The following is a 25,018-nucleotide window of genomic DNA, read 5'->3' on the forward strand; positions in this document are numbered from 1 at the left end:
TATATACTCACAATGAGAATAAGGGTGTCAAGCCCGCGATAGAGGCAATTTCGTCCCTGCGACAACCCGCTCGTCCAGGACGGCGCGGCGGAAGCGGAAGAGTTTCGCTGGTCGTCCGACCGTGTCGGCGGTTGCCTCTCCCGTCTCTTCGATTAGTTCCTGCTGCTCGATGAGGCGCCGGAAGTTCGGCTTGTGTAAGAGCCTTCCTGAGAGCGCTTCCACGGTGCGTTGCAGTTGCAGGAAGGTGAATGAGGGCGGCAGCAGCTCGAACACGACGGGCCGGTATTTGATCTTTGAGCGCAACCGTGCGATCCCTGTCGCCAGAATGCGACGGTGGTCGGCTGTCATCGATACGCCAGGGATAGGCGGAGATGCGGCAGGCTGCGGCCCGCGCACCGCTTCTTCGATCAGGGCCGCCTCGTAGAGTAGCTCATAGCGCTGCAGGACCAGCTCTTCATTCCAGTCGCGGCCGTCGAAGCCAAAAGCGATTGCGGCGCGCTGCCGGCGCTCGCGCTTCATCTGGTCTTGGCCGGCGCCGTCCGCCCAAGCCAGCAGGCGCGGCTGCAGAACCTCCGTAATGATCGGCGGGATGCCAGCGCGGTGATCCTCCCATGGGAAATAATCGTACCAACGCCGCCACGCGCGCTTGGCGGGGCCGACAGTTTGCTCGACGCGCGTCAGGGCGAGATAGCTGATCGAGATCACGCGCTGCTGACGTCGCTCGCCGATCCGGTCGCTGTCAGCAAAAGTGTAGAGCTGCTCGATATAGCCGAGCTGGTGGCCGGTCTGCTGTTCTACCCACGCTCGCAGGCCGGACTGCAAGGACCGATGGCCAAGCTCGAAGGGACCGGAGGGCAGGCCACTGTCTGGCCCGACGGTCAGGACACTCGGCCCCTGATCGGTGACCGCCACGACCACTGCGATCAGATCCACGCTGGCGTCCTGGACGTTGCGTGAAGCTCGCCCTCTGTTCGTTGCTGCTGCTTGGTCCTGCATGATTCACGAGCGCGTCGATCAGAGACGATTTTGGAAGCTGAATCGGATCGCTGCGAAGGTGGACTGCGACCGCTCACCCGTCAACGGCGCTGGGAACTTGCTGGAACAAATGATTGGCGGAGAGATAATTGAAAACATAGATTTTTTCTTATCGATTGTTATCCAGTTTGTTACGCAGTCAGGGATGAGCGCTTTGCGCCTCAAATAGGATGTTAGGCAAAGTTCCCGACAGCCTGAAAGCGGACGTTGTGAGTCCAGGGCTAGCAGACTTGGCTGAAGTTCATCCCTTCCCGCAGCCCCATCCTGCGAACATTCCCAACCCAAATCTGTGAGGGCTGATCGGCCCCCGTTGCGTACCATCGTTTTCTTGCTATGATAAAAAGCGTCATAGATGGGAAAGATATGAAAAAAAACTTCACAACAGACCAGGCGACCACCAAGGATGTCGTCGATATCGCCAGCCTACTAAGCTGGGCCTTCGGTTTCAGGAAGGCACGTTCGCACGAATACATCTCCAACATCGGGCTCGAAACGCTGCGACTCATTCGCGGCGAGGACGGCCGCCCGGTAGTGTGCGCGGGTCTGCTGCAGACGGCGCATATCTTTCACGGCAAGCCCGTGCAGGCGGCCAACATCGTGCATGTGGCGATCGCGCCGGAACGGCGTGGACAGGGACTAGCCGTGCCTTTTGTAGATGCTCTTTGCGACGAGGCGAAGAGCAACGGCGCCGCGATTGCCACGCTGTTTGCCTCGACTCGGCCGGTCTATCGCAAGGCGGGCTTCGAGCTCGCTGGCCACGAGATCGTCTACGAGGCCGATACCGCGGCGTTGCCCTCCGCCAGCCGGCTTGGCTTCGAGCGCGTCGAACTCGACGATCAGCGGCTGGCCGGCGCCTATGCCGAAAAGACGTTGCGCGAATCCGGGCTGCTCGTGCGCGGCACGGCGCACTGGAACGAGTTGCGCCGCGCGCCGACCGATGCGCTCGCCGCCTATTTGGCCGAGGGCGAGGCCGCCTATCTGATCCTCGACATGGGCAACGAGAAGCGTCTTGAGGTCCGGGACTGGTTTGCCGCTTCGCCCGAGGCGGCGCTTGGCCTGCTCTCCTTCCTCGCCCGCTTCCGCTCGGTCTATCCGGCCGTGCGCTGGCACGGCGCTCCGCAGGACGATCTGGTGGCGGCCATGCCGGACAAGGACTGGCGGCTTGCGCATCAGGAGGAGTGGCTGCTGCGCGTGCTCGACCCTGCAGCCGCGCTCCGCCAGCGCGGCTACCATGTCGACGCGGCCCGGCTCGCGTTGCGCATTGGCGAGGCGCCACCGCTGGAGATCGACATCCGCGCCGGCAAGGCGGAGGTAGGCGAGGCGGCCGGCGCGTTGGGCGGCGCGGTGTCACTGCAACCGACCGCCTTCGCCCAGCTCTTCACGGGCTTTCGCAGCGCCTCGAAACTGGCGCAGTATGGCCTCGTTTCCGGCGACTCGGCTGACATACGCCGCTGTGACCAGCTCTTTGCCGGATCGCCGCCCTGGGTGGCGGAACATTTCTGAACATGATCCCGAAAAGGTGGGAACCGGTTTTGGACAGAATCATGCTCACACCAGGAATCTTTTGAGGGATCTTGCATGACACACGCGCTGATAGCCTCGCTGAGAGCGGCGGCAGGCGACATGACGCCGGCGCTGGCGCGCGTCGCCGAGACGGTGCTGGCGCAACCCGACGCCACGCTTCGCCAGAGCATCACCGAGCTTGCCGAAACGTCCGGATCGTCTGAGGCGAGCGTCATGCGCTTTTGCCGCGACCAAGGCTTTTCCGGCTTCCAGGATTTCAAGCTGGCGCTGGCCAAGGAATTGGCGACCGACGAACGGGCGCGCGATAACGGCTCTCCTTCCGACGACATCCAGCGGCTGGTCGAAACCGCGATCACCTCGCTGCGTGAGACCGAGCAGCTGATCGTTCGCGAAGACGTCGCCGTCGCGTCGCGAAAACTCCTCGACGCTTCCGTGGTCGAGTGTTTCGGCATCGCCGCCTCCGCCGTCACGGCGCAGTATCTCGCCTACAAGATGACCCGCATCGGCAAGTTCAGCCGCGCGCTGGGCGATGCGCATCTGGCGGTTATGGCGGCGGGAACCGCGCAGCCGGGGACGGTGCAGGTGGTGATCTCGAGCTCCGGCTCGACCATCGACGCCGTGCGTGTCGCCGAGCTCGCCCGCTCCAAGGGCGCTTTCGTCATCGGTATCTCCAACCGTTCGAAGAGCCCGCTGATCGCCGTTTGCGACCTGGCTTTGATTGCCTCCTGGCCGGAGACGCCGCTCACTGGCGGAGCCTTCCCGTCGAAGATCAGCCAACTGCTCATCGTCGATGCGCTGGTCGCCGAGATGACCAGGCAGGATCCGAAGCGACTGGTCGAGCTCAGCCGCACGGCGGAGGTCGTGAGTGACCGCAGCTTCTGATTTGCCGGTGCTCGCCATCGATATCGGCGGCACCAAGATCGCGACAGCCGAAGTGCGTGGCGGCAGGATCGCCAACCGCCGCCAGGCGCCGACGCCACGCACCGGCAGGGGTGACGACCTGATCGCGGCCATCGCTGGGCTTGCGCCGAAAAGCGGTTTTGGCGCGGTGGCCGTCGCCACCACTGGCATCGTGCGCGACGGCGCGTTGACGGCGCTGAACCCCGAAACCCTGCCGATCGAGGACGGTTATCCGATTGCCTCGGCGATCGAGCGCGCTTTCGGCATGCCGCCGCTCGTCGTCAATGACGCGCAGGCAGCCGCCTGGGCCGAATTCACGATCGGTGCCGGCAAGGGTCATCGGAACTTCGCCTTCTTCACCGTCTCCACCGGCATCGGCTGCGGGCTGGTGATAGATGGCCGGCTGGAAAGCGGCGCGACCGGGCTCGCCGGCCATGTCGGGCACACGCGCTCCGAGCCCGGCGGCATCCTGTGCGGCTGCGGCCGGCGCGGCTGCCTGGAGACGGTCGCCTCGGGTACGGCGCTGGCGCGGCTGGGCAGCGCGCGCCTTGGCCGCAAGGTAACGGCGCCGGAGCTGTTTGCGGCGGCGGAACAAGGCAACGGCAATGCCGCGGAAATCATCGCCGGCGCGGTCGCAGCACTGGTCAACGCCTTTGCTGACCTGGCGGCCTCGGTCGATGTCGACTGCTTTGCCGTCGGCGGCGGAGTCGGCCTCGCTGGCGGCTTCATCGAGGCACTGCACGCGCGCTCGCTCGACCTGCCGCGCGTCTACCGGCGTCCCATCCTCGCCGCGCGTGCGGGCGCCGATGCCGGCCTGCTTGGCACAGCGATGCTGGCGAGTTCGAAAATGCCTGACAGAAATTTTCATCAAAAATAATTTGTTGACAAAAACTTTCATCCGCGCTTGGTTAGCAGGGTAATGCTCTTCCAGGAGATGCCCCGGTGCAGGCCAAGCAGGGCGATTTGCTCGCCATACTCGATGGGACGCTGGTCGTGTCGTGCCAGGCCGAATCCGGCCTGCCGCTCGACGCTCCCGGCCACATCGCCGCGATGGCGCGCTCCGTCGTGTTGGGTGGCGCCACCGGCGTCCGCATCGAGGGGGTGGCCAACGTCGCCGCCGTCCGCGCGGCGGTCGACGTGCCGCTCATCGGCCTGATCAAGTCCAGGCGCGACGACACCGAGGTCTACATCACACCGACGCTCGACGACGTCGCCGCCGTCGTCGAGGCCGGCGCCGATATCGTCGCGATCGACGCCACCGCCCGGCCGCGCCCAGCCGAGCTGAAGGCGATGTTCGCCAGCATCGCGGCGAGGGGGCGGCTCTCCATGGGCGACGTCGCCACGCTCGATGAAGGCCGGCGCGCGCTCGATGCCGGCGCTGACCTCATCAGCACCACCATGGCCGGCTACACAAACTATTCCAGCGACCAGCGCGGCCCCGCCTTCGCCCTGATGGAGGAACTCGCCCGTGCCGGCCTGCCTTTCGTTGCCGAGGGGCGCATATGGTCGCCGCACGAGGCCGTCCATTGCTTCGAGCTCGGCGCCCGCTTCATCGTCGTCGGCGGCGCCATCACCCGGCCCGACGCCATCACCCGCCGCTTCGCCGACGAGGTCGCCGCTTCGAGTGCCCGTCCGCAACTGAGAAGGAACCCGACATGATCAAGCGCCGTCGCGTCGCCGTCATTGGTGCAGGCTTCATGGGCTCCATGCATGCCGGCATCTTCGCCAACATGGTGGGCTCCGAGCTCGCGGCCATCGTCGATCCCAACCGCGCGCTGGCCGAGGCCGTGGCGGCCAAGGCGCCGGGCTGCAAGGTCTATGACAGCCATCAGGCGTTGCTCGGCTCGGAACGCGATCTCGATCTAGTCTCGATCTGCACGCCGGACAATCTGCATCTGGCGCCGGCCGTTGCAGTGGCCGAAGCCGGCATCAACGTCTTCGTCGAGAAGCCGATCTCCTCCAAGGTCGACGACGCCCAGGCCATCATCGCGGCTTGCGAGGCGGCGGGCGTAAAGCTCGGCGTCGGCTACCTGCTGCGCTTCGATCCGCGCTACGCCGCCGCCAAGGAGCTGATGACATCGGGCAAGATTGGTGAGCCGATCCACATCTATGCCCGCCGCAACAGCGCCCGCACCGAGGGCCCGAAGCGCTATGGCGGCAAGCTGCCGCTGGCGCTGCATGTCACCGTCCACGACGTCGACATGGTGCTGTGGATGCTCAAGGGCCAGCAGCCGGTGTCGGTCTATGCGCAGCAGACCGACAAGCTGCTGGGTAGCTCCGGCACGCAGGACAGCATCGCGGCCATCGTGCGCTTTTCCGGCGGCACGGTCGTCAATTTCGAGAGCGCCTGGTCGCTGCCCTCCGGCGCGCGCCACATGATCGACGCGCGCATGGAACTTATCGGCACCGACGGATCCTTCGAGGTCCAGTGCGGCGACAGCGGGCTCTATTTCGCCAGCAACGAGACGTCGCGCGAGATCGATACCCAGCACTGGCCCCAGCTCAACGGCCGTATCGACGGCGACCTCGCGCGCCAGCTCGGCGGCCTCATCGACTGGCTGGACGGCGCGGCGATGCCGATCGCCACCGGCCGGGAAGCCCTTCGTTCGCTCGAACTCACCCTAGCCATGATGCAGTCGGCACAGAGCGGCGAAATCGTGCGCCTCGGTTGAGCTCAATCAAACGGACGGTGCTGTTGCAACGAGGCCAGATGGCCCAAGAATGGGAGACGAAAACATGCTGAACAGACGCAATCTACTGATGCTTGGCGCGGCCGCCGCCGCGCTGTCGCTGGCCGCGCCGGCCTCGGCCGAAGACAAGCCGTTCAACGGCGTGCAGATATCGGTGCTGCTCGAGGGCCATCCGACCACCGACGCCATCCAGAAGATGGTGCCCGAATTCAAGGAGAAGACCGGCATCGACGTGGCGATCGAGGTCGTGCCCGAGGCCGACATCACCGCGAAGGAGCTGCTCGAGTTCTCGTCCAAGTCCGGCCGCTACGATGTCGTCCAGAACAACATCATCTACCTGCCGGGCTTCGTGAAGTCGGGCTACATCGTGCCGCTCGACGATTTCCTGGCCAAGCACAAGGAGAATTTCGACAAGGCCGATTTCGTGCCTGGCTATTTCAACACCAACGTCCTCGACGGCAAGGTCTACGGCCTGCCAGTCTATGGCGAGAGCACCTTCGTCATGTACCGCAAGGACCTGTTCGAACAGTACGGGCTGGCGGCGCCGAAGTCCTTCGAGGACATCGAGAACGCGGCGAAAACCATCTCGGCAAAGACCAACAAGCAGATCGCCGGCATCACCATGCGCGGCCAGCAGGGCATCCAGAGCGTCTATGTCTGGGCGGCCTATCTGTGGGGCTTCGGCGGCTCCTTCTTCGACGCCAGCGGCAAGTCGGCGCTGGCGACACCTGAAGGCATCGCCGCGCTCGACGCCTTCACCAAGGTGCTGAAGGACTACGGTCCGGTCGGCGTCGCCAATTTCGGCTGGGAAGAGAACCGGCTGCTCTTCCAGCAGGGCAAGGCGGCAATCACGCTCGATGCGACCGTCAACGGCGCCTACAACGAAGATCCGGCCGTCTCGACGGTGGTCGGCAAGGTCGGTTATGTGCCGGTGCCGATGAAGTCGGCTTCGCCCAAGGGCGGCTCGTCCTCGCTCGCCGTGCATTCCATGTATGTCTCGGCCGAGTCGAAGAACCAGGAAGCGGCGGCCCTCTTCGCCGCCTGGGCAACCGCCAAGGAGCAGCAGCTGAAATCGATCGAGACCGATCCCAACTCCGGCGTGACCTCGCTCTCGGCGCTCAACAGCGATAGTTTCGGCAAACGCTACGGCGCCTTCAAGGAAGGCATGATCGCGGCCATCAACGCCGGCAACCCGCAATATCTGCCGACGGTCGAGCAGGCGAACGAGATCATCAACAACACTGGCATCGCCGTCTCTAAGGCGCTCGCCGGAACCGCAAGCGCGGCCGACGCCCTGAAGGAAGCTGACGAAGCCAACAACGCCGCGCTCGCCCGCTAGGTCGAGAGGCGTGCCCTGCCGCGTGCGCTCCCTGTGCGCGGCAGGGTGAATTTCCCTGCATTCATGGATTGATGATGAGACCCGTGGCCGCAGCGTCCGATCCTACAAGGCATTTCTTCCAGCCGATCATCGTCTGCCTGACGGTAGCGTCGGTGGCGCTGACGCTGTTTGTCATCTGGATTTCCCTGCACGACCTCTCGCTGATGCGGGCAGGGCGCGAGAAGTTCGTTGGGCTCGACAACTATATCCGCTTCCTCGGCGATCCGCGCGCCATGGCCGCGCTCTGGCGCACGGTGCTCTTCACCGTGCTGGCGACCGCGATCGAGATCGCGCTCGGCCTTGCCGTCGTGCTCTTCCTCGACCGCGACTTCGCCATGAAGCGGCTGGTGCGGACGTTGCTTCTGGTGCCGATCATCATGACGCCTGTGGTCGTCGGCCTCACCTGGCGCTTCCTCTTCGACCCGGCCACCGGCATGGCGAACTATCTTCTGTCGCTGGTGGGCATCGCCCAGGTCGACTGGCTTGGCAGCCCGCGGATCGCGCTGTTTTCGGTACTGGTCGCCGACATCTGGCAGTGGACGCCCTTCGTCATCCTGCTTGTGATGGCCGCGCTTGAATCGGCACCCACCGATCCGCTCAACGCCGCCCGCGTCGACGGCGCACGCGAATGGCAGGTCACCTGGTACGTGCTCCTTCCCATGCTGCGCCGGGCGCTTGCCATCGTCGCGCTGATCAGGGCGATCGACAGCATCAAGGCCTTCGACCTCTTCTACATCATGACGCGCGGCGGGCCGGCGTTGTCGACCGAGACGCTGAACTATTACGGCTATATCGTCGCCTTCACCAATTTCGACATCTCCTACGCCTTGGCTATCGCGATCATCCTGACCGTGTTCACCAATGTCGCGCTGCTCACCATGTACAGCGTGCTCTTCCCGAAGACGGGGGACCGCTGATGGCCAGGCGCGCGCTGTTCTATGTCGGTCTGGCCCTGCTTCTGCTTGCGGTGCTGTTCCCGCTCTATTGGGTCGTCGTCACCTCCTTCAAGACGACGCGCGACGCCTTCGCCATTCCGCCCGTCTGGCTGTTCAGCCCGACGCTCGACAACTATCGGACGGTGTTCGCCAATCGCGGCTTCCTTAGCGCCTTCGCCAATTCCTTCATCGTCTCGATCCTCTCCAGCGCGCTCGCCGTCACCGTCGGCTCGGCCGCCGCTTATGGTCTGGCCCAGCAGCCGGCGGAGCTGCGCCGCGCTCGGGAGAAATTCATCCTCAGCCTGCGCATCGCGCCGGCGCTGCTCTTCGTCATCCCCATGTATTACCTGGCGACCCGCATCGGCGCGCTGAATAAGCACTGGCTGCTGATCGCCGCCTATGCCTTCGTCAACGTACCCTTCGCCATCTCGCTGCTCATCACCTTCTTCGATGACATCCCGAAGGAGTTGCGCGATGCCGCGCGTGTCGACGGGGCGCGCGAGTTTTCGATCTTCTGGCACGTCTATTTGCCGGCCGCTCGCGGCGGCATCATAGCCACGCTCATCCTGTGCGTGCTGTTCACCTGGAACGAGTTCTTCGTGGCGCTTGTGCTCACCGGCCGAGACACTCAGACGCTGCCGGTCTCGATCACCTCGTTCCTGACATTCCAGGGCATCCAGTGGGGCGCGCTGACCGCCGCCGCCACCCTCATCATGCTGCCGATGATCGTGCTCGGCGTATTGGTGCAGGGACAGGTGGTGCGCGGCATGACGCTTGGCAGCGTGAAGGGCTGAACAACCGATGGCGAAACTCTCGATACGGTCGGTCTCGAAATCCTACGGCGCGGTCCCTGTGCTGGACGACGTTTCGGTCGAGGTCGAGGAGGGCTCCTTCGTCGTGCTGCTCGGCCCGTCCGGGTGCGGGAAGTCGACGCTGCTCCATGCCGTGGCCGGGCTTAATCCAATCGACTCCGGCAGCATCGTCATCGGCGACCGCAACGTCACCAACCTGCCCGCGCGGGAACGCGATGTCGCGATGGTCTTTCAGTCCTATGCCCTCTACCCAACCATGACGGTGGCGCAGAACATCGCCTTTCCGCTGAAGATGCGCGGGCTCGACCGTAAGACATACGACGAGAAGGTCACCGGCGTGGCGCGCCTGCTGCAGATCGAGCCACTGCTGGCCCGGCTGCCGCGTGAGCTTTCCGGTGGCCAGCGCCAGCGCGTCGCCATCGGCCGAGCCCTGGTGCGCGATCCGCGCCTGTTCCTGTTCGACGAGCCGCTCTCAAACCTCGACGCCGCCTTGCGCACCGAGCTTCGCGCCGAGATCAAGCGCCTGCACCAGTCGATCCGCCGCACCATGGTCTACGTCACGCATGACCAGACCGAGGCGTTGACGCTAGCCGACAAGATCGTCGTACTGAAGGCAGGCAAGATCGAACAGACCGGCACGCCACTGTCGCTGTACGACGACCCGGACAACGCTTTCGTCGCCGGCTTCATCGGCACGCCGCGCATGAACTTCCTCAAGGCGACCGTCGTGGACGATGGCAAGGCGCTGACAGCAGGCGAGGCGAGGGTGGACATCTCGCATCTCAAGACGAGGCTGGAGAACGGCCAGACGGTGACGCTGGGCATAAGGCCGGAGCATCTCGACGAGAAGGACGGCGTCGCGCTCTCGCTTGCCGTGGACGTCACCGAGCGCCTGGGTTCGACCTCGTACGTGCACGGCGCCCTGGCGAGCGGCCAGAGCGTCGTTGCCGAACGGCGCGAGGACCAGCCGGGCTTCGGCGAGACGATCACGCTGCGCTTCCAGCCCAGCCGTGCGCGTATTTTCGATGCCGAGGGTAATCGCATTCGCTAGCAGATCTTCCTGGATAGCACTGCTGATCGGGGTGTTGCGTCCAGAGTGATCACGGCTTGAGTGGCGCGAGCTCGAATTTCCGTCAGTTTATTACACAGCCTACGGGTATCAGCCCTTCGTGACTTAGAGCGAGAGGAGCCGTTGGTTCAGGAGATTGAATAACTTCACGTCGTCTGCGCCTGTGACCACCAAGCAGTTCGCGGGAGCGTTCTCCCGGTGCCGCTCTGAAACCGCGGCGACCGTGCGGCCGCGATTGAGCGGGGACACGCAATCGATGTCGACCTTGGCGCGAACTCCATCGAAGATTGAGGGGTCAAGGAGAAAGGCAGTGACGCATGGGTCGTGGAGCGCCGGGTCCTTGCCACCGTAGTTGACCATCATCGAAGCCGCCTGGCGCGCAATGGCGGATCCTCCGTTCTGAAGAACGGCGACCCGATCGGACGTGACAATGACCTTGTTGGTGACGTCGAGGCCGAACATCACCAGAGGCGCGCCCGAGTTGAGAACGATCTGCCCGGCGTGCGGATCGAACCAGATGTTGAACTCGGCCGCGGGCGTGGTGTTCCCAGGGCAGAAAGCCGCACCGCCCATGAACACGATCTGCTTGAACTTCGCGGCGATCGTCGGCTCCTTGACCAAGGCCAGAGCAACGTTCGTCAGTGGTCCGATCGCGCACAATGTGACCTCGCCGGGGTGCCTCAAGACCGTCTCGACGATGAAGTCGACGGCGTGTTGAGCGTGCTCCTTGCGCGACGACTCTAGGACGCCGACATCACCGAGGCCGTCATCTCCGTGCACCGAGACCGGGCGAGGGGGCGTGGGAAACATTGCATGTCGGCATCCGGCAAAGACCTTTGCAGCCAGCGTCCTAGTTGAGGATAACGGCCTTGAAGTCATCGCCCGATATATCGATCAGTATGCAGGGCTTTGAGAGTTAAGAAAGCTTCCTGAGCAGGAAATCGAAGAACCGATCCTCGTCGGCGCGAGCGACATTGATCCTGATGCCGGCCGCCATCGGGTTCTGCTTGTCCAGGCAAAAGACGCTGCCCGGGGCGATGAAGATGCCTTCCTGAGCCCCCAGCCTTGCCAGCTCGATATCGCTGATACCCGGAGGCAGCATCAGATAGAGGTAATAGCCTCCGCCATTCCCCGCGAAGATCGAATGCCCGGATCGGGCGAGGGCGCCATGGACCCGATTGGCGGCGGCCTCGATCCGCTGGCCGAGGCGCTTCAGATGCCGATCGTAATGCCCTTCCGATGTCACCCGGTGCAGCAGCCGCTCGACATGGCCTGAACTGTTGACGGTCGTCAGCATTTTGAGCTCGGCAAGCGCCGCGATCTTGTCGGGATGGCCGGCAATGTGGCCCGAACGCAGGCTGGCCGACAGTGTTTTCGAAAACGTGCCGATCGAGATCACCTGGTTGAGCTGATCCAGCGTGGCGAGCCTGTTGGGTGGCGTCGGCGACAGATCGGCGAACGGATCGTCCTCGACGATCGTAATATTATGCCTGGCCGATATGGTAAGTATCGAGTGTGCGACCGACAGGCTGATGCTGCCGCCGGTCGGGTTGTGTCCGATCGACTGCGTGATGAACAGTTTCGGCCGCTGCGTGGCGGCCTTGCTCGCAAAGTCTTCGGCATCTGGTCCATCGGGGAGCCGCCTGATGCCGACGACGCGGACCTGGGCGAGCTTGAGCTTTGCGAACAGCGGATAATAGCCGGGCTCGTCGACCAGCACGACGTCGCCTGGCGTCAGGAAGGCCCGGATCACCAGGTCGAGCGCATGGTTGGCGCCGAAGGTGAGGATGATGTTCTTCTCGGAAGCGTGGATATGCTGTTTTTCCAACCTTCTGGCGATCTGCTGCCGCAGCGGCGGGAAGCCCCATGCCGAGCCATAGCCGTCCGTGCTCGATGACGGCCCTTTGCCCAGAAGCCCCAGATGTCGCCGGATTTCTGACTCTTCGGTCCACGAGGCGGGCGGGCGGCCGTCGCCAACCCTGATCTCAAAGCTCTCCTCCAACTGCGCGTTGAGCAGCGACACGATATCGACCGCTTCGGACAGGTGCTTGGGCCGGCCGGCCGCCGGCTGCGCGGACTTGGCGACCACGAACCCGGATCGGGGCTTGGAGACGATGTATCCCGCGGCCGCCAGCCGTTCGTACGCCTCGACGATAGTGTTCTTCGAGACGGCGTATTCACGCGTCGCGTTGCGGATCGAGAGCAGCTTGCTGCCGGGAACGCGGTCGCCCGACACGATCTGTTCGATCAGCCGCGCCGCCACATTCTCCGCCAGGGTGACGCCCTGCCTGCCGCCTGAAGCAGCCATCTGCAAGCCCTTCTTTGAGGGTACAGATTGAGACAATTTCTCATATCTGTACCTTTAGTAGATGGTAGCAATGATCCATCCTGCTGCAAGAAGAAAATGACACATTGCGTGGGAGGCGCTTGTGACAGATCCCCAGAAGGGCGCAGCGCGCCCCTCCGTCAACTCGCGGCTTGAAAATCTGCGCAATCTTGCCCCGACGGAGCGTCTGGCCCGGCTCGCCGATGCCGTGGCCCTGACCGAGGCGGAGCGCGCGACCTTCGGACCGGGTGGCCTGCCGCTGACGCTCGCCGACGGGATGATCGAGAACGTGATCGGCACCTTCCAGCTGCCGATCGGGGTTGCCACGAACTTCATCGTGAACGGTCGAGACTATCTCGTCCCCATGGCCGTCGAGGAGCCTTCCGTGGTGGCGGCAGCTTCCTTCATGGCGCGCCTTGCGAGAAAGAGCGGCGGCTTCTTCGCCTCCAGTTCCGGCCCCATCATGCGGGCCCAGGTGCAGGTTCTGGAATTGCGCGACCCGCATGGCGCGCGGGCGCGCATCCTGAAGGAGAGGGAAGCGATCATCGCGGCGGCCAACGTCAAGGACAAGGTGCTCGTCTCGCTGGGCGGCGGCTGCCGCGACGTCGAGGTCCATGTGTTCGATCAGACCGCGGCCGGACCGATGGTCGTGGTCCATCTTATCGTCGACGTGCGCGACGCCATGGGCGCCAACACCGTCAACACGATGGCCGAAGCGGTGGCGCCGATGATCGAAGCCATCAGCGGCGGGGTCGTGCGGCTGCGGATCCTGTCCAACTTCGCCGACCTGCGCATTGCGCGCGCCATGGTGAGGATCGCACCCGAAACGCTCGAGACCGCGGAATACAAGGGCGATCGGATCGCCCGCGGCATCGTCGAGGCCTGCGCGCTTGCGATCGTCGATCCTTATCGCGCCGCCACGCACAACAAGGGGATCATGAACGGCATCGATCCGCTTGTCGTGGCCACGGGCAACGACTGGAGGGCCATCGAGGCCGGCGCGCATGTGTGGGCTTCCCGTTCCGGGCGCTACACGTCCCTGTCGACCTGGGAGCTCGACGCCGAAGGGCATCTTGTCGGCACGCTGGAGATGCCGATGGCGCTGGGACTCGTCGGTGGCGCGACCAAGACGCACCCGGCCGCGCGCGCCTGCCTGAAAATCCTTGGCGTTGAAAGCGCGCAGACCCTGGCCGAGGTGGCCGTGGCGGTCGGTCTTGCCCAGAACATGGGCGCGCTCCGCGCCCTGGCGACCGAAGGCATCCAGCGCGGGCACATGGCGCTGCACGCCCGCAACATCGCCATCGTCGCCGGGGCGACCGGGGACGAGATCGACAGGGTCGCGTCCTCGCTCTCCGCCAACCACGACGTGCGTGTCGATCGCGCCAGGGAATTGCTCGAGGAAATACGGGCGGAGAAGGTATGAACGTTCGTCTTGATGGCGGTGAACCCGTCGTCTCGACTAGCATTCGATGACCGGCGCCGTTGTGCTGCCCGATCTCAATCAGGCCATTGGAAACCAAGACGTGACTGAAGTGGATCCCAACAGCGATTTTCCGGTGCGGAGCGGCCCGCTCGCCGGCGTCGTCGTCCTCGACATTACGCGTGTGGTCGCCGGACCGTTCTGCTCGATGCTGCTCGCCGACCTCGGCGCGTCGGTGATCAAGATCGAGAATCCGGAAGACCCGGACTATGCGCGTACCTTTCCGCCCTTCGTCGGCGAGGAAGGCTCCGAGCTCAGCGCCTTCTTCACCCAGTTCAACCGGAACAAGCTCGGCCTCACCGTCAATCTCAAGTCGCCCGAAGGCAAGGCCCTGCTCAAGCGGCTGGTCAGAAAGGCCGATGTCTTGGTCGAAAACTTCCGGCCGGGCACCATGGACAAGCTCGGCCTCGGCTATGAGGTGCTCAAGGCCGAGAATCCGCGGCTGATCTATACCGCCATCAGCGGCTTCGGCCGTACCGGTCCCAACTCCTCCAAACCCGCTTACGACAACACCGGCCAGGCGGCCGGCGGACTTTGGTCAATGAACGGCTATCCGGACAGGCCGCCGGTGCGGGTCGGCACCATCATCGGCGACCTCGCGGCGGCGCTCTATGCCGCGATCGGCACGCTGGCCGCGCTGCGCCAGGTCGACAAGACCGGCGTCGGCCAGGTGGTCGACGTCTCGCAGCAGGACTCCGTCCTGACGCTGACCGAGAATGCCGTCGTCCGCTACACGGCAAGCAAGGAGATCGCTTCGCCGCTGGGCAACGACCATCCCTTCGTGCGCCCCTATGGGCAATTTCCCTGCAAGGACGGCTATGTGTTCTTCGGTGGTTACACCGACAAGTTCTGGGCCATCACCTGCGGCCTCTTCGGCGAGCCCGACAAGGCGACGGACCCCGAAATCGACACGATGGAGAAGCGCTTCGATCCGATCGTTGCCGAGACCAGGGTCAAGCCGCTGCTCGATCGCTGGTTCAGCCGCTACACCAAGGCCGAGCTTGAGGAACTCGCCGGCGACAAGGTGCCGCTGAGCGCCATCAAGACCATCGCGGAAGTGGTCGAGGACCCGCACATAGCCGCCCGCAACATGATCGTTCAGGTGCCGATCGGGCGGCAGCTTCTCGGCATGTTCGGCCTGCCCATCAAGCTCTCCGAAATGGCCGAGGCGGCGCCGCAGAAGGCGCCGGCGCCCGGCGAGCACAACGATCTCGTTCTCGCCCGGCTGGTCGGGCTTTCGCCGCAAGAGCTGGACGCCATGAAATCGCGAGGGACGGTCTAGCGATGGCGATCGATTTCAACGTCGACGGGCCTGTGGCCACGATCCGGATCAACCGTCCGGAAAAGCTCAATGCCCTGAGCCTGGCCATGTATGAGGATCTCGGCCGCGCCTTCGACGAGGTGCGGGACGACGACCGGATCCGGGTGGCGGTGCTCGCCGGAGCCGGAGACCGGGCCTTCTGCGTCGGGGCCGACCTGAAAGAGTCCATTCCGGCGCTGGCCTCCGACAGCTTCGATATTTCCGCCTGGGACCCGGCGCATATCAAGACCTCCGGTTTTTACAAGCCGGTGGTGGGCGCCATCCGCGGCCTGTGTATCGGCGGCGGTTTCGAACTGATGCTGGCCACCGATATCAGGATCGTGGCCGAGGACGCCGTCTTCCAACTGCCGGAGCCGGCTCACGGCTTCGTTCCCGCCGGCGGCACGCTTGTGCGCCTCGTTCGCCAGATCGGCTACGCGCACGCGATGGAGATTCTGTTGACCGGAAGGCGGTTCACGGCGGCCGAGATGCTCGCCTGGGGCGTCGCCAACCAGGCCGTGGCGAGCAGCGAGGTCGAGCGCGTGGCGCGCGATATCGCCGAGCGCATCGCATCCTTCAGCCCGACAGCCATCCAGACGATCAAGGAAGCGGTCCTGACATTGCAACACCTGCCGCTTGGCGATGCCTTCCAGCAGGAAGCGCGACTCGGCCAGCGCACCTTCACGAGCGACGACGCCAAGCGCGGACTCGACGCTTTCGCCAACAAGGGCAAGTGACCGTGGCAACAGCATCCGAAAAAATGACGCCGAGCGCGGCGACGAAGACAAGGCACCGGATCGGCCTCACCCAGGAACTGATCGTGTTCGTCGTCGCGGTGCTCCTCTTTGTCTATTTCTCGGTCGCCCTCAATGGATTCCTCAGCCCGGAGAACATCCTCAACCTGATCCGGAACGTCGCCATGCTGGGCATGCTCAGCCTCGGTATGGCGGTGGTGGTCATCGGCCGCGGCGTCGACCTTTCCCTGGTCGCGGTGATGGCGGTCTCGCTCACTTTGTCGATCGTACTTGCCAACCAGGGCTATGCGTTCTCTACCGCCCTGGCCCTCGGGCTGGCCTTCGCGGTCGCCGTCGCGGTGGTGATGGGTTTCCTGATCGCCTATGTCGAAATCCCGGCCATCTTTGCGACGCTCGCGGTATCGGCGATCGTCTATGGCCTCGGGCGAGGGGTGATAGCGTCGCTCGACGTAAACAACATTCCCGACAATCTGCACTGGTTCCTGTTTCTCGGACGCGGCGCCGTGCTTGGCATCCCGATGCCGATCTGGCTGTTCGCGATCTGCTCGGCAGCACTCTATCTCTTCCTCAGGAAGACCGGTCTCGGGCGCTTCATCTACGGCATCGGAGACAACATCTCCACGGCGCGGATCACCGGCATACCGGTCCGGCCGATCATCATCCTGCAATATGTAATCTCGAGCACCATGGCCTTCCTGGCCGGCTGCGCGACGGCGGCTTCCGTGGCCAGCATGAACATGCGCATGGTCAACTCCACCCTGATATACGACGTGCTTCTGGTCGTCATATTGGGCGGCATCGGCCTCACCGGCGGACGCGGCGGCGTCCGCAACATCCTGGTCGGCACGGTGCTGATCGGCCTGCTGCTGAACGGCATGACCATCCTCAACATCTCCTACACGGTCCAGAACCTGCTCAAGAGCACGGTGCTGCTCTTCGCGCTGGTGATCGACGCCCTTCTCAACCCCCGAGATGAACAGACATCGCAGCAAGGGGACATCTGAAACCGACAGTCATCGAATGGGAGGAACCGAGATGATGATCCTGAAATACGCGGCGGCCGCGCTCACGGCGGCCATCATTTTCACGAGCTGCGCGACGGCGCAGGAGGGCATGGCCGATGCGCTCAGGCAGCCGACGCTCGATTCGCTTGCCGGCAAGAAAGTGGTCTTCGTGCCGATGTCGATGAGCTTCGACCTGCCGGAAGGCTGGGCCGCGATTATGGAAAAGGAAGCCAAGCGGCTCGGCTACACGATCGACATCCGCGACGCCAACTGGAGCACCGACACCGGCACGCGCGCGCTGACCCAGGCGATCACCGAGAAGCCGGACATCATCGTCGTGCAGAATTTCGATGTGGCGTCCTACGCCCGCACCCTGAAGAAGGCCGAGGATTCGGGCATCAAGGTCGTCCAGGTCAACATGAAGTCGAGCTATCAGACCGATGCCTTCGTCGGTGCCGACTGGTACGGGATTGGCCAGTACGCCGCCAACCGCATGATCGAGAAATGCGGCAAGGCCACCGGCAAGAGCGGCAAGATCGCCATCATCCAAGGTCCGGCAACGGCGGCGGCCAGCGTCTATCAGCTCAACGCCATCACCGAAACGCTCAAGGGCCATGACGATATCAAGATAGTCTCCAGCCAGACGGGTGACTGGGATCAGTCCAAGGCGCATGGCATCGCCCAGACGGTGATCCAGCAGAACCCGGATCTTTGCGGCATCATTGGCTTCTGGGACGTCATGGATGCGGGGACCGGCGCGGCCATTCAGGAGTCGGGCAAGGACATCTACCTGATCACCTCGGGCGGCGGAAACAAGACCGCGTGCCAGGGCGTGCAGAACGGCACGTTCAACGAGGTCATCTCCTATGACGTCGAGGGGCAGGGCCGAGACCTGAACAACACCATCAAGGTCTTGCTGCAGTCGAAGGAGCCGGCAGGCTCGCTCAAATTCGCGCTCTATACCCCCAACAAGTTCATCACCAAGGACACCATGTCAGCGAACAGCTGCTGGGACCTCGATCAGTTGAAGAAGTAGGGAACAGGCTGGGCCGCTGCGCGACAAGGCGGCGGCCCCGGCCGAGGCCGGATTTGATTGGGACGTTGTGATGGAAGCGATCGAGCGCCTCTATTTTCGTTATTTTCCTGAAAAGGTGCTTGGCGAAGTGCTGTCGAAGCGCTGGAGCGACAATGCCGTTCCGGTTTTTGCCACGATCCTCACGGTCGGTTTCTTCCTTCTGGAAAATCCGCATTTCTTCACGCTCGACAGCGTGACCGAGACGTCGCGCCAGCTCTCGGAGTTCGCGCTGGTGGTCGTGGCGACGGGCATCGTGCTGCTCGCGGGCGGGCTCGACCTTTCGGTCGGCAGCGTCTTTGCGCTTGCCAACATCACGGCCCTGATCTGCATCTCGCTGCTCGGCTGGCCGGTTTGGGCGACAGTGCTTGCCACGCTGGCGGTCGGAGCCGTCTGCGGCGCGGTCAACGGCTTCCTGATCGGCTATCTGCGCATCCGGGCGTTCCTGACGACGCTTGTGACGCTGATCATCATCCGATCAGTCGTCGACATCATCCTGCTCCACTATGCGGTGGACGTCTCGGCGGTGTTCCCGGATTCCGACCTCTGGGCCTTCATCGGGGAGGGCAGCGTCTTCGGGATCCCGTTCTCCTTTCTCGTAGCCCTGGTCGTCATCGTGCTGTGGCATGTGGTGCTCACCCGCGCCAGGACGGGCTGGCACATCACCGCTGTCGGCGGCAGCCGCCGCTCGGCCTACAATGCCGGCCTGAAGGTCAAGTTCGTCATCTTCTCGACCTATGTCTGGTCGAGCGTGCTGGTGTCGCTGGCCGGTGTGTTTTTCGCCGCGCGTCTCGGCAGCGCCGGATCGGACACCGGCGTCGGCCTCGAGATCGCCGCGCTGACAGCGGCCGTCCTCGGGGGCAACAGTTTGGGCGGCGGCCGCGGCTCGGTCGTGAAGTCCGTGCTGGGCGCGGTGGTCGTGCTCATCCTCACCGACAGCATGGTCCGCATCGGCATCACCGGCGGCATCAGTTCGATGATCCTCGGCATCGTGCTGCTCTGCGTCGTGGCCATCGACGTTCGCTGGCTGAAGAACAGGCACAAGCTGCTCAACAAGGTCTATTTCTCGCCGAGTTATTTCCGCCTGCCCGAGCTTCCCGACACCGACGCCGGATCGGCGAGCCCCTACGCGCTCAACGACCGGCTGAAGGACGTCACGCTGATCGGCAAGGGAGAGATCGAGGGGCCGGAGGACGTCATCTTCGACGGCCAGGACAATCTCTACTGCCCCAATCGCCATGGCGACATCGTGCGCTTCCTGGCGCCCGATTATGCGCAGTGGGAGATTTTCGTGCATATCGGCGGCCACCCGCTGGGGATGGCGTTCGACGCCGACGACAACCTCAATGTCTGCATCGGCGGCATGGGCCTCTACCAGGTCTCGCCCGACCGCAAGGTGACCAAGCTCACCGACGAGACCAAGCGCACCTTCCTGTCGGTCATCGACGATTCCCGCCTCAAGCTCGCCGACGACCTCGACATCGCGCCGGACGGCCGCATCTTCTTCTCGGAAGCGACCATCCGCTACGACATGCATGACTGGCCTACCGATGCGCTGGAGAGCCGCGGCAACGGACGCCTAATCTGCTACGACCCGCGGGACCGGTCGACGGCGACGATCCTGCGCGACCTGCAGTTCCCGAACGGGGTCTGCATGGCCGGCGACGGAGAATCCTTCTTCTTCGCCGAGACCTGGGGATGCCGCATAAACCGGTACTGGTTCGCGGGGCCGAATAAGGGCAAGCGCGAGGTCACGATCGCGAACCTTCCCGGATATCCGGACAATATCAATCGCGCCTCGGACGGCAATTTCTGGCTGGCCCTGGTCGGCATGAGGTCGCCCGCTCTGGATCTCGCGATGCGGATGCCGTCGCTGCGCAAACGCATGGCCAAGCGGGTCGCCAGGGACGAGTGGCTGTTCCCCAACATCAACACCGGCTGCGTCCTGAAGTTCAGGCCCGATGGCGAGATCGTCGAATCCTACTGGGACCTTGGCGGCAAGAACCATCCCATGGTGACGTCGATGCGCGAGCACAAGGGCCATCTCTATCTCGGCGGCCTCTACAACGACAGGATCGGCCGGCTGAAATTGCCCGATGCCGATCCCGAATGGACGTCGCAGGCCGCCTATTGGGGAGCGCGCGCATGAGCCTCTTGCGTTTCGTCGGTGGCATCGTCGACCGGTTCATGGGCGGCCGCGGCGAGCATTCGATCACCGTGCCGGTCATGGACGGCGCGCTGAAGCCGAACAATCTTCTTGAACAGGTCTCCAGCATCGCGACGCTGAAGGACGCCGATAATCTGTTGATCGCCGGCAACCTCGTCCTGGCCTCGTCGGGAAGAAGCCTGGTCGAGATCGCGAGCGACGGTTCGGTCGCGACGCGCGCGACCTATGAGGCGGACATCACGTTCCTGGCGGCCTCCGCCGGCGGCGCGATCGCAGTCGGCCTGGATGGGCAGGGCATCGCGATCGTGGGCGGATCGCATGATGGTCAGCGGCTGCCGGCCGCCCTCGGCAATCAACGCCTCAATTGCCCGACCGCCGGCGTGTTTGCCGATGAAGACACGCTCGTGGTCTGCAACGGTTCGGGCGCACATCCCGTTGGCGAATGGGCGCGGGACCTGCTGGAGCTCGGCCGCGGCGGCAGCGTGCTGAAGATCAATATCGGTGCCCGCGACGCTTCGGTGATCCAGGATGGTCTCGGCTATCCTTCCGGCGTGTGCATCGCCGGCCGCGATCGTGTGGCCGTCAGCGAGGCATGGCGGCACCGTCTACTGACGGTCGGGATCGGCGGCGAAGGCCGCGCAACGCCGCTGGCGGACCTTCCGGCCTATCCGGGCCGCATCTGTCCGTCTATCCGGGGAGGGTATTGGCTGACCCTGTTTGCTGTGCGCTCCCAGCTGCAGGAGTTCGTGCTGCGTGAAAAACGCTACAAGCGCGAGATGATGGAGACGGTCGCTCCCGAATACTGGATCGCGCCCACGCTATCGAGCGGCCATAGCTTTAAGGAGCCGCTGCAGGCGGGCGGGGTCATCCGGCTCGGCATTCACAAGCCATGGGCGCCCACGCGCTCCTACGGGCTCGTGGTTAGGCTTGACGATGAGTTCCAGCCGATCTGGAGCGCGCACAGCCGGGCCGACGGCAAGCGCCACGGCATAACTTCCTGCGCGGAGCAGGCCGGGCAGTTGCTTTTGACCTCGAAAGGCCGCGGCGAGATCATCGCCATCGACCACCTCGATCCTAGCGAGCCCGACATCGTTTCCACCTTGGATGCCGTAGCATGACACCCATTGTCGATCTCAAGGCGGCAACCAAGGATTTCCGCGGCAATCCGGCGTTCCTGGATGTCGATTTCCAACTGCTGCCTGGCGAGATCCACGCTTTGCTCGGCGAAAACGGCGCCGGCAAATCCACGCTCACCAAGGTCCTAGCAGGGGTCTATCCGCTGAGCAGCGGCAAGCTGTTCATCGATGGCCGGGAAGAGCGCCTCAGCACCCCCGCCGAGGGCCTCGCGAAGGGCATCGCCATGGTCTACCAGGAGAACAGCCTGGTGCCATCGATGACGGTCGCCCAGAACATCTATCTCGGCAAGGAGAAGCCGCTCAATCGCCTGCGCGGCGTCTATATCTCGGCCCAGCAATTCCTGCAGTCGCTCAATTTCCATGTCGATCCCTCGGCGATCGTCGGCTCGCTCGGCGCAGCCCAGAAACAGATGGTGGAGATCGCGCGGGCGGTTCACCACAAGGCCAAGGTAATCATCTTCGACGAGCCGACGGCGACGCTGACGCCCGAGGAGAAGAGCTATTTCTTCAAGCTGATCAGGAAACTGAAGGAAGAAGGGGTCTCGATCATCTTCATCTCGCATGCGCTGGAGGAAGCGCTGCTGGTGGCGGATCGCATCACCATCCTGCGCGACGGCAGACTGGTTGCATCCGACAAGGCGTCCGCCTTCGATCGCCAGAAGATCATCCAGGCGATGGTCGGCCGCACGCTCACCGACGAGATCTACAGCGGCGCTTCGCGGAGCCGCGCGCCGCGTCGGCGCGGGCCAAAAGTGCTTTCGGTCGAGAACCTGTCGATGGGCAACATGGTCCGCAACACGTCCTTCTCGCTTTATGCCGGCCAGGTGACGGGCATCTTCGGCCTTGTCGGATCCGGCCGCACCGAGACGCTGAAAGTCGTCAGCGGCGTGCTCAAGCGCGACTTCTTCCACGGCGGCGAAGTCAAGATCGGCGGCCAGCCCAAGCGCTATCTGGTGCCGGCGCCCGCCGTCCGCGACGGCATCGTCTACGTCACCGAGGAGCGCAAGGCCGAGGGCTTTTTCGAGACGATGAGCATCGCCGAGAACATCTATATGGGCCATCTCGGCGGCCAGGCCTATGGCGGCCTGAACATCATATCGATGAAGCAGGCGCGCTCGCTCGCCGAAGACTGGCGCAAGCGTCTGAACATCCGTGCCATCGACCCCAATGCGAAGGTCATCGAGCTGTCAGGCGGCAACCAGCAGAAGGTCGTCATCGCCAAGGCCCTGGTGCAGAAGCCGAAGCTGGTGATCTTCGACGAGCCGACGCGCGGCGTCGATGTCGGCGCCATCGCCGAGATCCACGCCTTCATCAACCAGCTCGCCGACCAGGGAATCGCAATCGCGGTGATCTCTTCCTACCTGCCGGAGATCCTCACGCTGTCGGACCGGATTCTCATTGCGCGCCAGGGCAAGATCGTCGAGGAAATGGATCGCCGCAACGCAACGGAAGAGGCAATCATGTATGCCGCGGTCCATTAGGATCGTGCGCTGAAGCGATGGATCAGTCGCGCGAACCCGCGCCGGCTTTCAGGCGTAGCGCCAGGGCGCGGGCATGCGCCAGCTTCCGGATGTCGACGCCAGTGTCGTAGCCGAGCCGCGTTAAATGCGCGACGACAGCCTCCGTGGCGACATTGCCGGCCGCACCCGGCGCATAGGGGCAACCGCCCAGCCCGCCGACAGCGCTGTCGAAGATCCGGATGCCGAAGGCCAAGGCAACATCGACGTTCGCCAAGGCCTGGCCCGACGTGTCGTGGAAGTGACAGGCAAGATGCGAGGCAGCAATGCCACGGGTAACCTCGGCCAGCATCCGATCGACCCTTTCGGGACTCGCGCGTCCGATCGTATCCGCGACGGCCACCTCCCCGCAGCCGATGCCAATCAGGCGCTCGGAGACATCTCTCACCGCTTCCGGCTCGATAGCCCCCCTCATACCGGCAGTCGATGGCGCAGGAGACGTAGCCTCTCACAGGGAGCCCGTGGACGGCGCTTATTGCCGAGCGCGGCATCGTGCCGGCTAGCGTGCGCGACATATCCGAGACCCCCGGCTATTCGCAGGGCGCGTTCTATTGGAATTTCGCGGACAAGGATTCGCTGCTCGTCGAGCTGGTGGACGGCCAGCTGGTGCAGCTGGCGGAAAGTTTCGACGCGCTTATCCGAGAGACGGAACCGTGCAGTCTCGATGAGACGCTGTTGGCATTGGTGCGTTGGCTGAACGAGCAGCACGCCGATCAGAGACTGTCACATCTGATGCTCGAGTTTCAGATGTATGCAAATCGGAGTCAGAACTTCGGTGCCAGCTTCCGCAAACGGCATGCCGGTCATCTCTCCACGTTCGCAGACGGCTTTGCGGTGCTTTTTGCGCGCTATGGAAAAGTTCCGCCGTTATCGCCCATGCATATGGCGATCGGGTTTATTGCGCTTTGGAACGGGTTCAGCGCCTTGTCGCCACAGGATTACGGGGTGGCGCCGGGCGACGTGTATCTGCCGTTCCTTCGGGCGCTCTTTGCGGATGCCGCAGAGGAGGCTTGAACGAGGAGACTGCCCAAACCCTCGAGGTTCGGCAGCGACGCGTGGTCTGCTATGCCGTCAATTTCATCGCGAAGTCTTCGGCGAGTGCCACTCTGTCAACGTCAACATCGACGCTGAAACCACGCGCTTTCAGATGCCGGACAAGCACCCCGCTTGCCAGGTTACCCGCGGCCCCGGGCGCATAAGGACATCCGCCGAGCCCTCCGGCGGCGCTGTCGAACACCCGGATGCCGCGCCTCAGTCCGACGTCAACATTGTCGAGTGCCTTTCCATACGTGTCATGGAAATGGCAGGCGATCACGCCGGACGGAAGCTCTTCGAGCAGCGTTCCAAGCATGGTGTCGACGTCGCCGGGGCTGGCCGTGCCAATCGTGTCAGCCACGGCTATTTCATGGCATCCCATGGCAAACAGTTTTCGAGCGATATGCGCAACGTTGTTTGGATCGATATGTCCCTCGTACGGGCAATTGACAGCGCAGGAGATGTAGCCTCGCACGGGGACGTCGTGATCCCTTGCAAGCGCAAGGATCTCTTCAAAGCGCGCAAACCCTTCCGCAATGCTGCAGTTGGTATTTTTCCTGGAGAAGGTTTCGGAAGCACTGCTGAACAGCGCAATCTCATCGGCGCCGTGCTCGATCGCTGCATTGGCGCCCTTGGCGTTGGGAACCAGCACGGAATAGGCAGTGCCAGGCTTTTGTTTCACGGTCGCCATGACCGCTTCATGATCGGCCATTTGCGGGACCCACTTCGGCGATACGAAAGCCGTTGCTTCGATCCGTTTGAAGCCGGCATCCGAGAGCATCTCGATCAGCTTCACCTTATCTTCCGTCGAGATCAGGCGTTTTTCGTTTTGCAGTCCGTCGCGGGGGCCCACCTCGACAATGGAAACCAGATCGTCCGTCAT

23 protein-coding genes are annotated in these 25,018 nt (G+C 63.7%); 18 read left to right on the forward strand and 5 right to left on the reverse strand.

Annotation, left to right across the window (positions count from 1 at the left end):
- Positions 1 to 27: 27 nt before the first annotated feature.
- Positions 28 to 996 (reverse strand): hypothetical protein, encoded by a 969-nt coding sequence (locus QAZ47_RS14085; RefSeq protein ID WP_278207354.1) that lies wholly within the window; start codon positions 994 to 996, stop codon positions 28 to 30.
- Between the two features lie 402 nt (positions 997 to 1,398).
- On the opposite strand from QAZ47_RS14085, the gene QAZ47_RS14090 reads away from it, so the two are divergent.
- The 9 genes from QAZ47_RS14090 (at position 1,399) to QAZ47_RS14130 (ending at position 10,325) form a co-directional block, all read left to right on the forward strand.
- Positions 1,399 to 2,538, forward strand: coding sequence for a GNAT family N-acetyltransferase (locus QAZ47_RS14090; protein WP_278207355.1), 1,140 nt, complete (start codon positions 1,399 to 1,401; stop codon positions 2,536 to 2,538).
- A gap of 75 nt (positions 2,539 to 2,613) precedes the next feature.
- Positions 2,614 to 3,441: a MurR/RpiR family transcriptional regulator gene (locus tag QAZ47_RS14095; protein WP_041006570.1), complete on the forward strand. Its 828-nt coding sequence runs from the start codon at positions 2,614 to 2,616 to the stop codon at positions 3,439 to 3,441.
- Positions 3,425 to 4,336 (forward strand): N-acetylmannosamine kinase, encoded by a 912-nt coding sequence (locus tag QAZ47_RS14100; RefSeq protein WP_278207356.1) that lies wholly within the window; start codon positions 3,425 to 3,427, stop codon positions 4,334 to 4,336. Before QAZ47_RS14095 ends, QAZ47_RS14100 begins: the two co-directional genes overlap by 17 nt.
- Positions 4,337 to 4,401: 65 nt before the next feature.
- Positions 4,402 to 5,118, forward strand: a complete 717-nt coding sequence (locus QAZ47_RS14105; RefSeq protein ID WP_278207357.1) for an N-acetylmannosamine-6-phosphate 2-epimerase — start codon at positions 4,402 to 4,404, stop codon at positions 5,116 to 5,118.
- Positions 5,115 to 6,131 (forward strand): Gfo/Idh/MocA family oxidoreductase, encoded by a 1,017-nt coding sequence (locus QAZ47_RS14110; RefSeq protein WP_278207358.1) that lies wholly within the window; start codon positions 5,115 to 5,117, stop codon positions 6,129 to 6,131. The genes QAZ47_RS14105 and QAZ47_RS14110 overlap by 4 nt, the downstream gene beginning before the upstream one ends.
- A 64-nt stretch (positions 6,132 to 6,195) precedes the next feature.
- Positions 6,196 to 7,488, forward strand: coding sequence for a sugar ABC transporter substrate-binding protein (locus QAZ47_RS14115; RefSeq protein ID WP_278207359.1), 1,293 nt, complete (start codon positions 6,196 to 6,198; stop codon positions 7,486 to 7,488).
- 74 nt (positions 7,489 to 7,562) lie between these two features.
- On the forward strand, positions 7,563 to 8,444 hold the full coding sequence (locus QAZ47_RS14120; RefSeq protein WP_278207841.1) for a sugar ABC transporter permease: 882 nt from the start codon (positions 7,563 to 7,565) through the stop codon (positions 8,442 to 8,444).
- A complete protein-coding gene (locus QAZ47_RS14125; protein ID WP_278207360.1) occupies positions 8,444 to 9,256 on the forward strand; it encodes a carbohydrate ABC transporter permease in 813 nt (270 codons plus the stop codon). The genes QAZ47_RS14120 and QAZ47_RS14125 overlap by 1 nt, the downstream gene beginning before the upstream one ends.
- Before the next feature lie 7 nt (positions 9,257 to 9,263).
- Positions 9,264 to 10,325 (forward strand): ABC transporter ATP-binding protein, encoded by a 1,062-nt coding sequence (locus tag QAZ47_RS14130; protein WP_278207361.1) that lies wholly within the window; start codon positions 9,264 to 9,266, stop codon positions 10,323 to 10,325.
- Positions 10,326 to 10,448: 123 nt separating this feature from the next.
- On the opposite strand, the gene QAZ47_RS14135 is transcribed toward QAZ47_RS14130, so the two are convergent.
- The gene (locus QAZ47_RS14135) at positions 10,449 to 11,153 is read right to left on the reverse strand and encodes a nucleoside hydrolase (RefSeq protein ID WP_278207362.1); all 705 of its coding nucleotides are present in this window, start codon (positions 11,151 to 11,153) and stop codon (positions 10,449 to 10,451) included.
- Positions 11,154 to 11,259: 106 nt separating this feature from the next.
- A complete protein-coding gene (locus QAZ47_RS14140) occupies positions 11,260 to 12,651 on the reverse strand; it encodes a PLP-dependent aminotransferase family protein (RefSeq protein ID WP_278207363.1) in 1,392 nt (463 codons plus the stop codon).
- 121 nt (positions 12,652 to 12,772) lie between these two features.
- Here QAZ47_RS14140 and QAZ47_RS14145 point away from each other — a divergent pair, with 121 nt between their 5' ends.
- The 8 genes from QAZ47_RS14145 to QAZ47_RS14180 all read left to right on the forward strand — a co-directional run bounded on the left by QAZ47_RS14145 (position 12,773) and on the right by QAZ47_RS14180 (position 23,064).
- A complete protein-coding gene (locus QAZ47_RS14145; protein ID WP_278207364.1) occupies positions 12,773 to 14,092 on the forward strand; it encodes a hydroxymethylglutaryl-CoA reductase, degradative in 1,320 nt (439 codons plus the stop codon).
- Between the two features lie 100 nt (positions 14,093 to 14,192).
- Positions 14,193 to 15,431, forward strand: a complete 1,239-nt coding sequence (locus QAZ47_RS14150; RefSeq protein ID WP_278207365.1) for a CoA transferase — start codon at positions 14,193 to 14,195, stop codon at positions 15,429 to 15,431.
- Between the two features lie 2 nt (positions 15,432 to 15,433).
- Positions 15,434 to 16,186 carry an enoyl-CoA hydratase/isomerase family protein gene (locus tag QAZ47_RS14155; protein WP_278207366.1) on the forward strand — a complete coding sequence of 251 codons (753 nt, stop codon included), beginning with the start codon at positions 15,434 to 15,436 and terminating at the stop codon, positions 16,184 to 16,186.
- Between the two features lie 23 nt (positions 16,187 to 16,209).
- Positions 16,210 to 17,208, forward strand: a complete 999-nt coding sequence (locus QAZ47_RS14160; RefSeq protein ID WP_278207842.1) for an ABC transporter permease — start codon at positions 16,210 to 16,212, stop codon at positions 17,206 to 17,208.
- A 31-nt stretch (positions 17,209 to 17,239) separates the two neighbouring features.
- Positions 17,240 to 18,244: a sugar ABC transporter substrate-binding protein gene (locus QAZ47_RS14165; protein ID WP_278207367.1), complete on the forward strand. Its 1,005-nt coding sequence runs from the start codon at positions 17,240 to 17,242 to the stop codon at positions 18,242 to 18,244.
- Between the two features lie 70 nt (positions 18,245 to 18,314).
- A complete protein-coding gene (locus QAZ47_RS14170) occupies positions 18,315 to 20,429 on the forward strand; it encodes an SMP-30/gluconolactonase/LRE family protein (RefSeq protein WP_278207368.1) in 2,115 nt (704 codons plus the stop codon).
- Complete coding sequence (locus tag QAZ47_RS14175; protein WP_278207369.1) at positions 20,426 to 21,565, forward strand: strictosidine synthase; 1,140 nt, start codon at positions 20,426 to 20,428, stop codon at positions 21,563 to 21,565. The genes QAZ47_RS14170 and QAZ47_RS14175 overlap by 4 nt, the downstream gene beginning before the upstream one ends.
- Positions 21,562 to 23,064, forward strand: a complete 1,503-nt coding sequence (locus QAZ47_RS14180) for a sugar ABC transporter ATP-binding protein (protein ID WP_278207370.1) — start codon at positions 21,562 to 21,564, stop codon at positions 23,062 to 23,064. The genes QAZ47_RS14175 and QAZ47_RS14180 overlap by 4 nt, the downstream gene beginning before the upstream one ends.
- Positions 23,065 to 23,086: 22 nt before the next feature.
- Here QAZ47_RS14180 and QAZ47_RS14185 read toward each other — a convergent pair whose 3' ends face one another.
- Positions 23,087 to 23,515 (reverse strand): hypothetical protein, encoded by a 429-nt coding sequence (locus tag QAZ47_RS14185; RefSeq protein WP_278207371.1) that lies wholly within the window; start codon positions 23,513 to 23,515, stop codon positions 23,087 to 23,089.
- Positions 23,516 to 23,604: 89 nt separating this feature from the next.
- On the opposite strand from QAZ47_RS14185, the gene QAZ47_RS14190 reads away from it, so the two are divergent.
- On the forward strand, positions 23,605 to 24,114 hold the full coding sequence (locus QAZ47_RS14190; protein WP_278207372.1) for a TetR/AcrR family transcriptional regulator: 510 nt from the start codon (positions 23,605 to 23,607) through the stop codon (positions 24,112 to 24,114).
- Between the two features lie 49 nt (positions 24,115 to 24,163).
- On the opposite strand, the gene QAZ47_RS14195 is transcribed toward QAZ47_RS14190, so the two are convergent.
- On the reverse strand, positions 24,164 to 25,018 hold the full coding sequence (locus QAZ47_RS14195) for a hydroxymethylglutaryl-CoA lyase (RefSeq protein ID WP_278207373.1): 855 nt from the start codon (positions 25,016 to 25,018) through the stop codon (positions 24,164 to 24,166).

It is taken from the genome of Mesorhizobium sp. WSM4904, from assembly GCF_029674545.1.
GTDB lineage: Bacteria > Pseudomonadota > Alphaproteobacteria > Rhizobiales > Rhizobiaceae > Mesorhizobium.

Bases quoted from the DNA above. Each gene is read 5' to 3' on its own strand.
- QAZ47_RS14140 (WP_278207363.1), bottom strand. From the start codon at position 12,651: ATGGCTGCTTCAGGCGGCAGGCAGGGCGTCACCCTGGCGGAGAATGTG.
- QAZ47_RS14135 (WP_278207362.1), bottom strand. From the start codon at position 11,153: ATGTTTCCCACGCCCCCTCGCCCGGTCTCGGTGCACGGAGATGACGGC.
- QAZ47_RS14185 (WP_278207371.1), bottom strand. From the start codon at position 23,515: ATGAGGGGGGCTATCGAGCCGGAAGCGGTGAGAGATGTCTCCGAGCGC.
- QAZ47_RS14095 (WP_041006570.1), top strand. From the start codon at position 2,614: ATGACACACGCGCTGATAGCCTCGCTGAGAGCGGCGGCAGGCGACATG.
- QAZ47_RS14125 (WP_278207360.1), top strand. From the start codon at position 8,444: ATGGCCAGGCGCGCGCTGTTCTATGTCGGTCTGGCCCTGCTTCTGCTT.
- QAZ47_RS14130 (WP_278207361.1), top strand. From the start codon at position 9,264: ATGGCGAAACTCTCGATACGGTCGGTCTCGAAATCCTACGGCGCGGTC.
- QAZ47_RS14180 (WP_278207370.1), top strand. From the start codon at position 21,562: ATGACACCCATTGTCGATCTCAAGGCGGCAACCAAGGATTTCCGCGGC.
- QAZ47_RS14195 (WP_278207373.1), bottom strand. From the start codon at position 25,018: ATGACGGACGATCTGGTTTCCATTGTCGAGGTGGGCCCCCGCGACGGA.
- QAZ47_RS14165 (WP_278207367.1), top strand. From the start codon at position 17,240: ATGATGATCCTGAAATACGCGGCGGCCGCGCTCACGGCGGCCATCATT.
- QAZ47_RS14155 (WP_278207366.1), top strand. From the start codon at position 15,434: ATGGCGATCGATTTCAACGTCGACGGGCCTGTGGCCACGATCCGGATC.
- QAZ47_RS14160 (WP_278207842.1), top strand. From the start codon at position 16,210: ATGACGCCGAGCGCGGCGACGAAGACAAGGCACCGGATCGGCCTCACC.
- QAZ47_RS14170 (WP_278207368.1), top strand. From the start codon at position 18,315: ATGGAAGCGATCGAGCGCCTCTATTTTCGTTATTTTCCTGAAAAGGTG.
- QAZ47_RS14120 (WP_278207841.1), top strand. From the start codon at position 7,563: ATGAGACCCGTGGCCGCAGCGTCCGATCCTACAAGGCATTTCTTCCAG.
- QAZ47_RS14175 (WP_278207369.1), top strand. From the start codon at position 20,426: ATGAGCCTCTTGCGTTTCGTCGGTGGCATCGTCGACCGGTTCATGGGC.
- QAZ47_RS14110 (WP_278207358.1), top strand. From the start codon at position 5,115: ATGATCAAGCGCCGTCGCGTCGCCGTCATTGGTGCAGGCTTCATGGGC.
- QAZ47_RS14090 (WP_278207355.1), top strand. From the start codon at position 1,399: ATGAAAAAAAACTTCACAACAGACCAGGCGACCACCAAGGATGTCGTC.
- QAZ47_RS14115 (WP_278207359.1), top strand. From the start codon at position 6,196: ATGCTGAACAGACGCAATCTACTGATGCTTGGCGCGGCCGCCGCCGCG.
- QAZ47_RS14085 (WP_278207354.1), bottom strand. From the start codon at position 996: ATGCAGGACCAAGCAGCAGCAACGAACAGAGGGCGAGCTTCACGCAAC.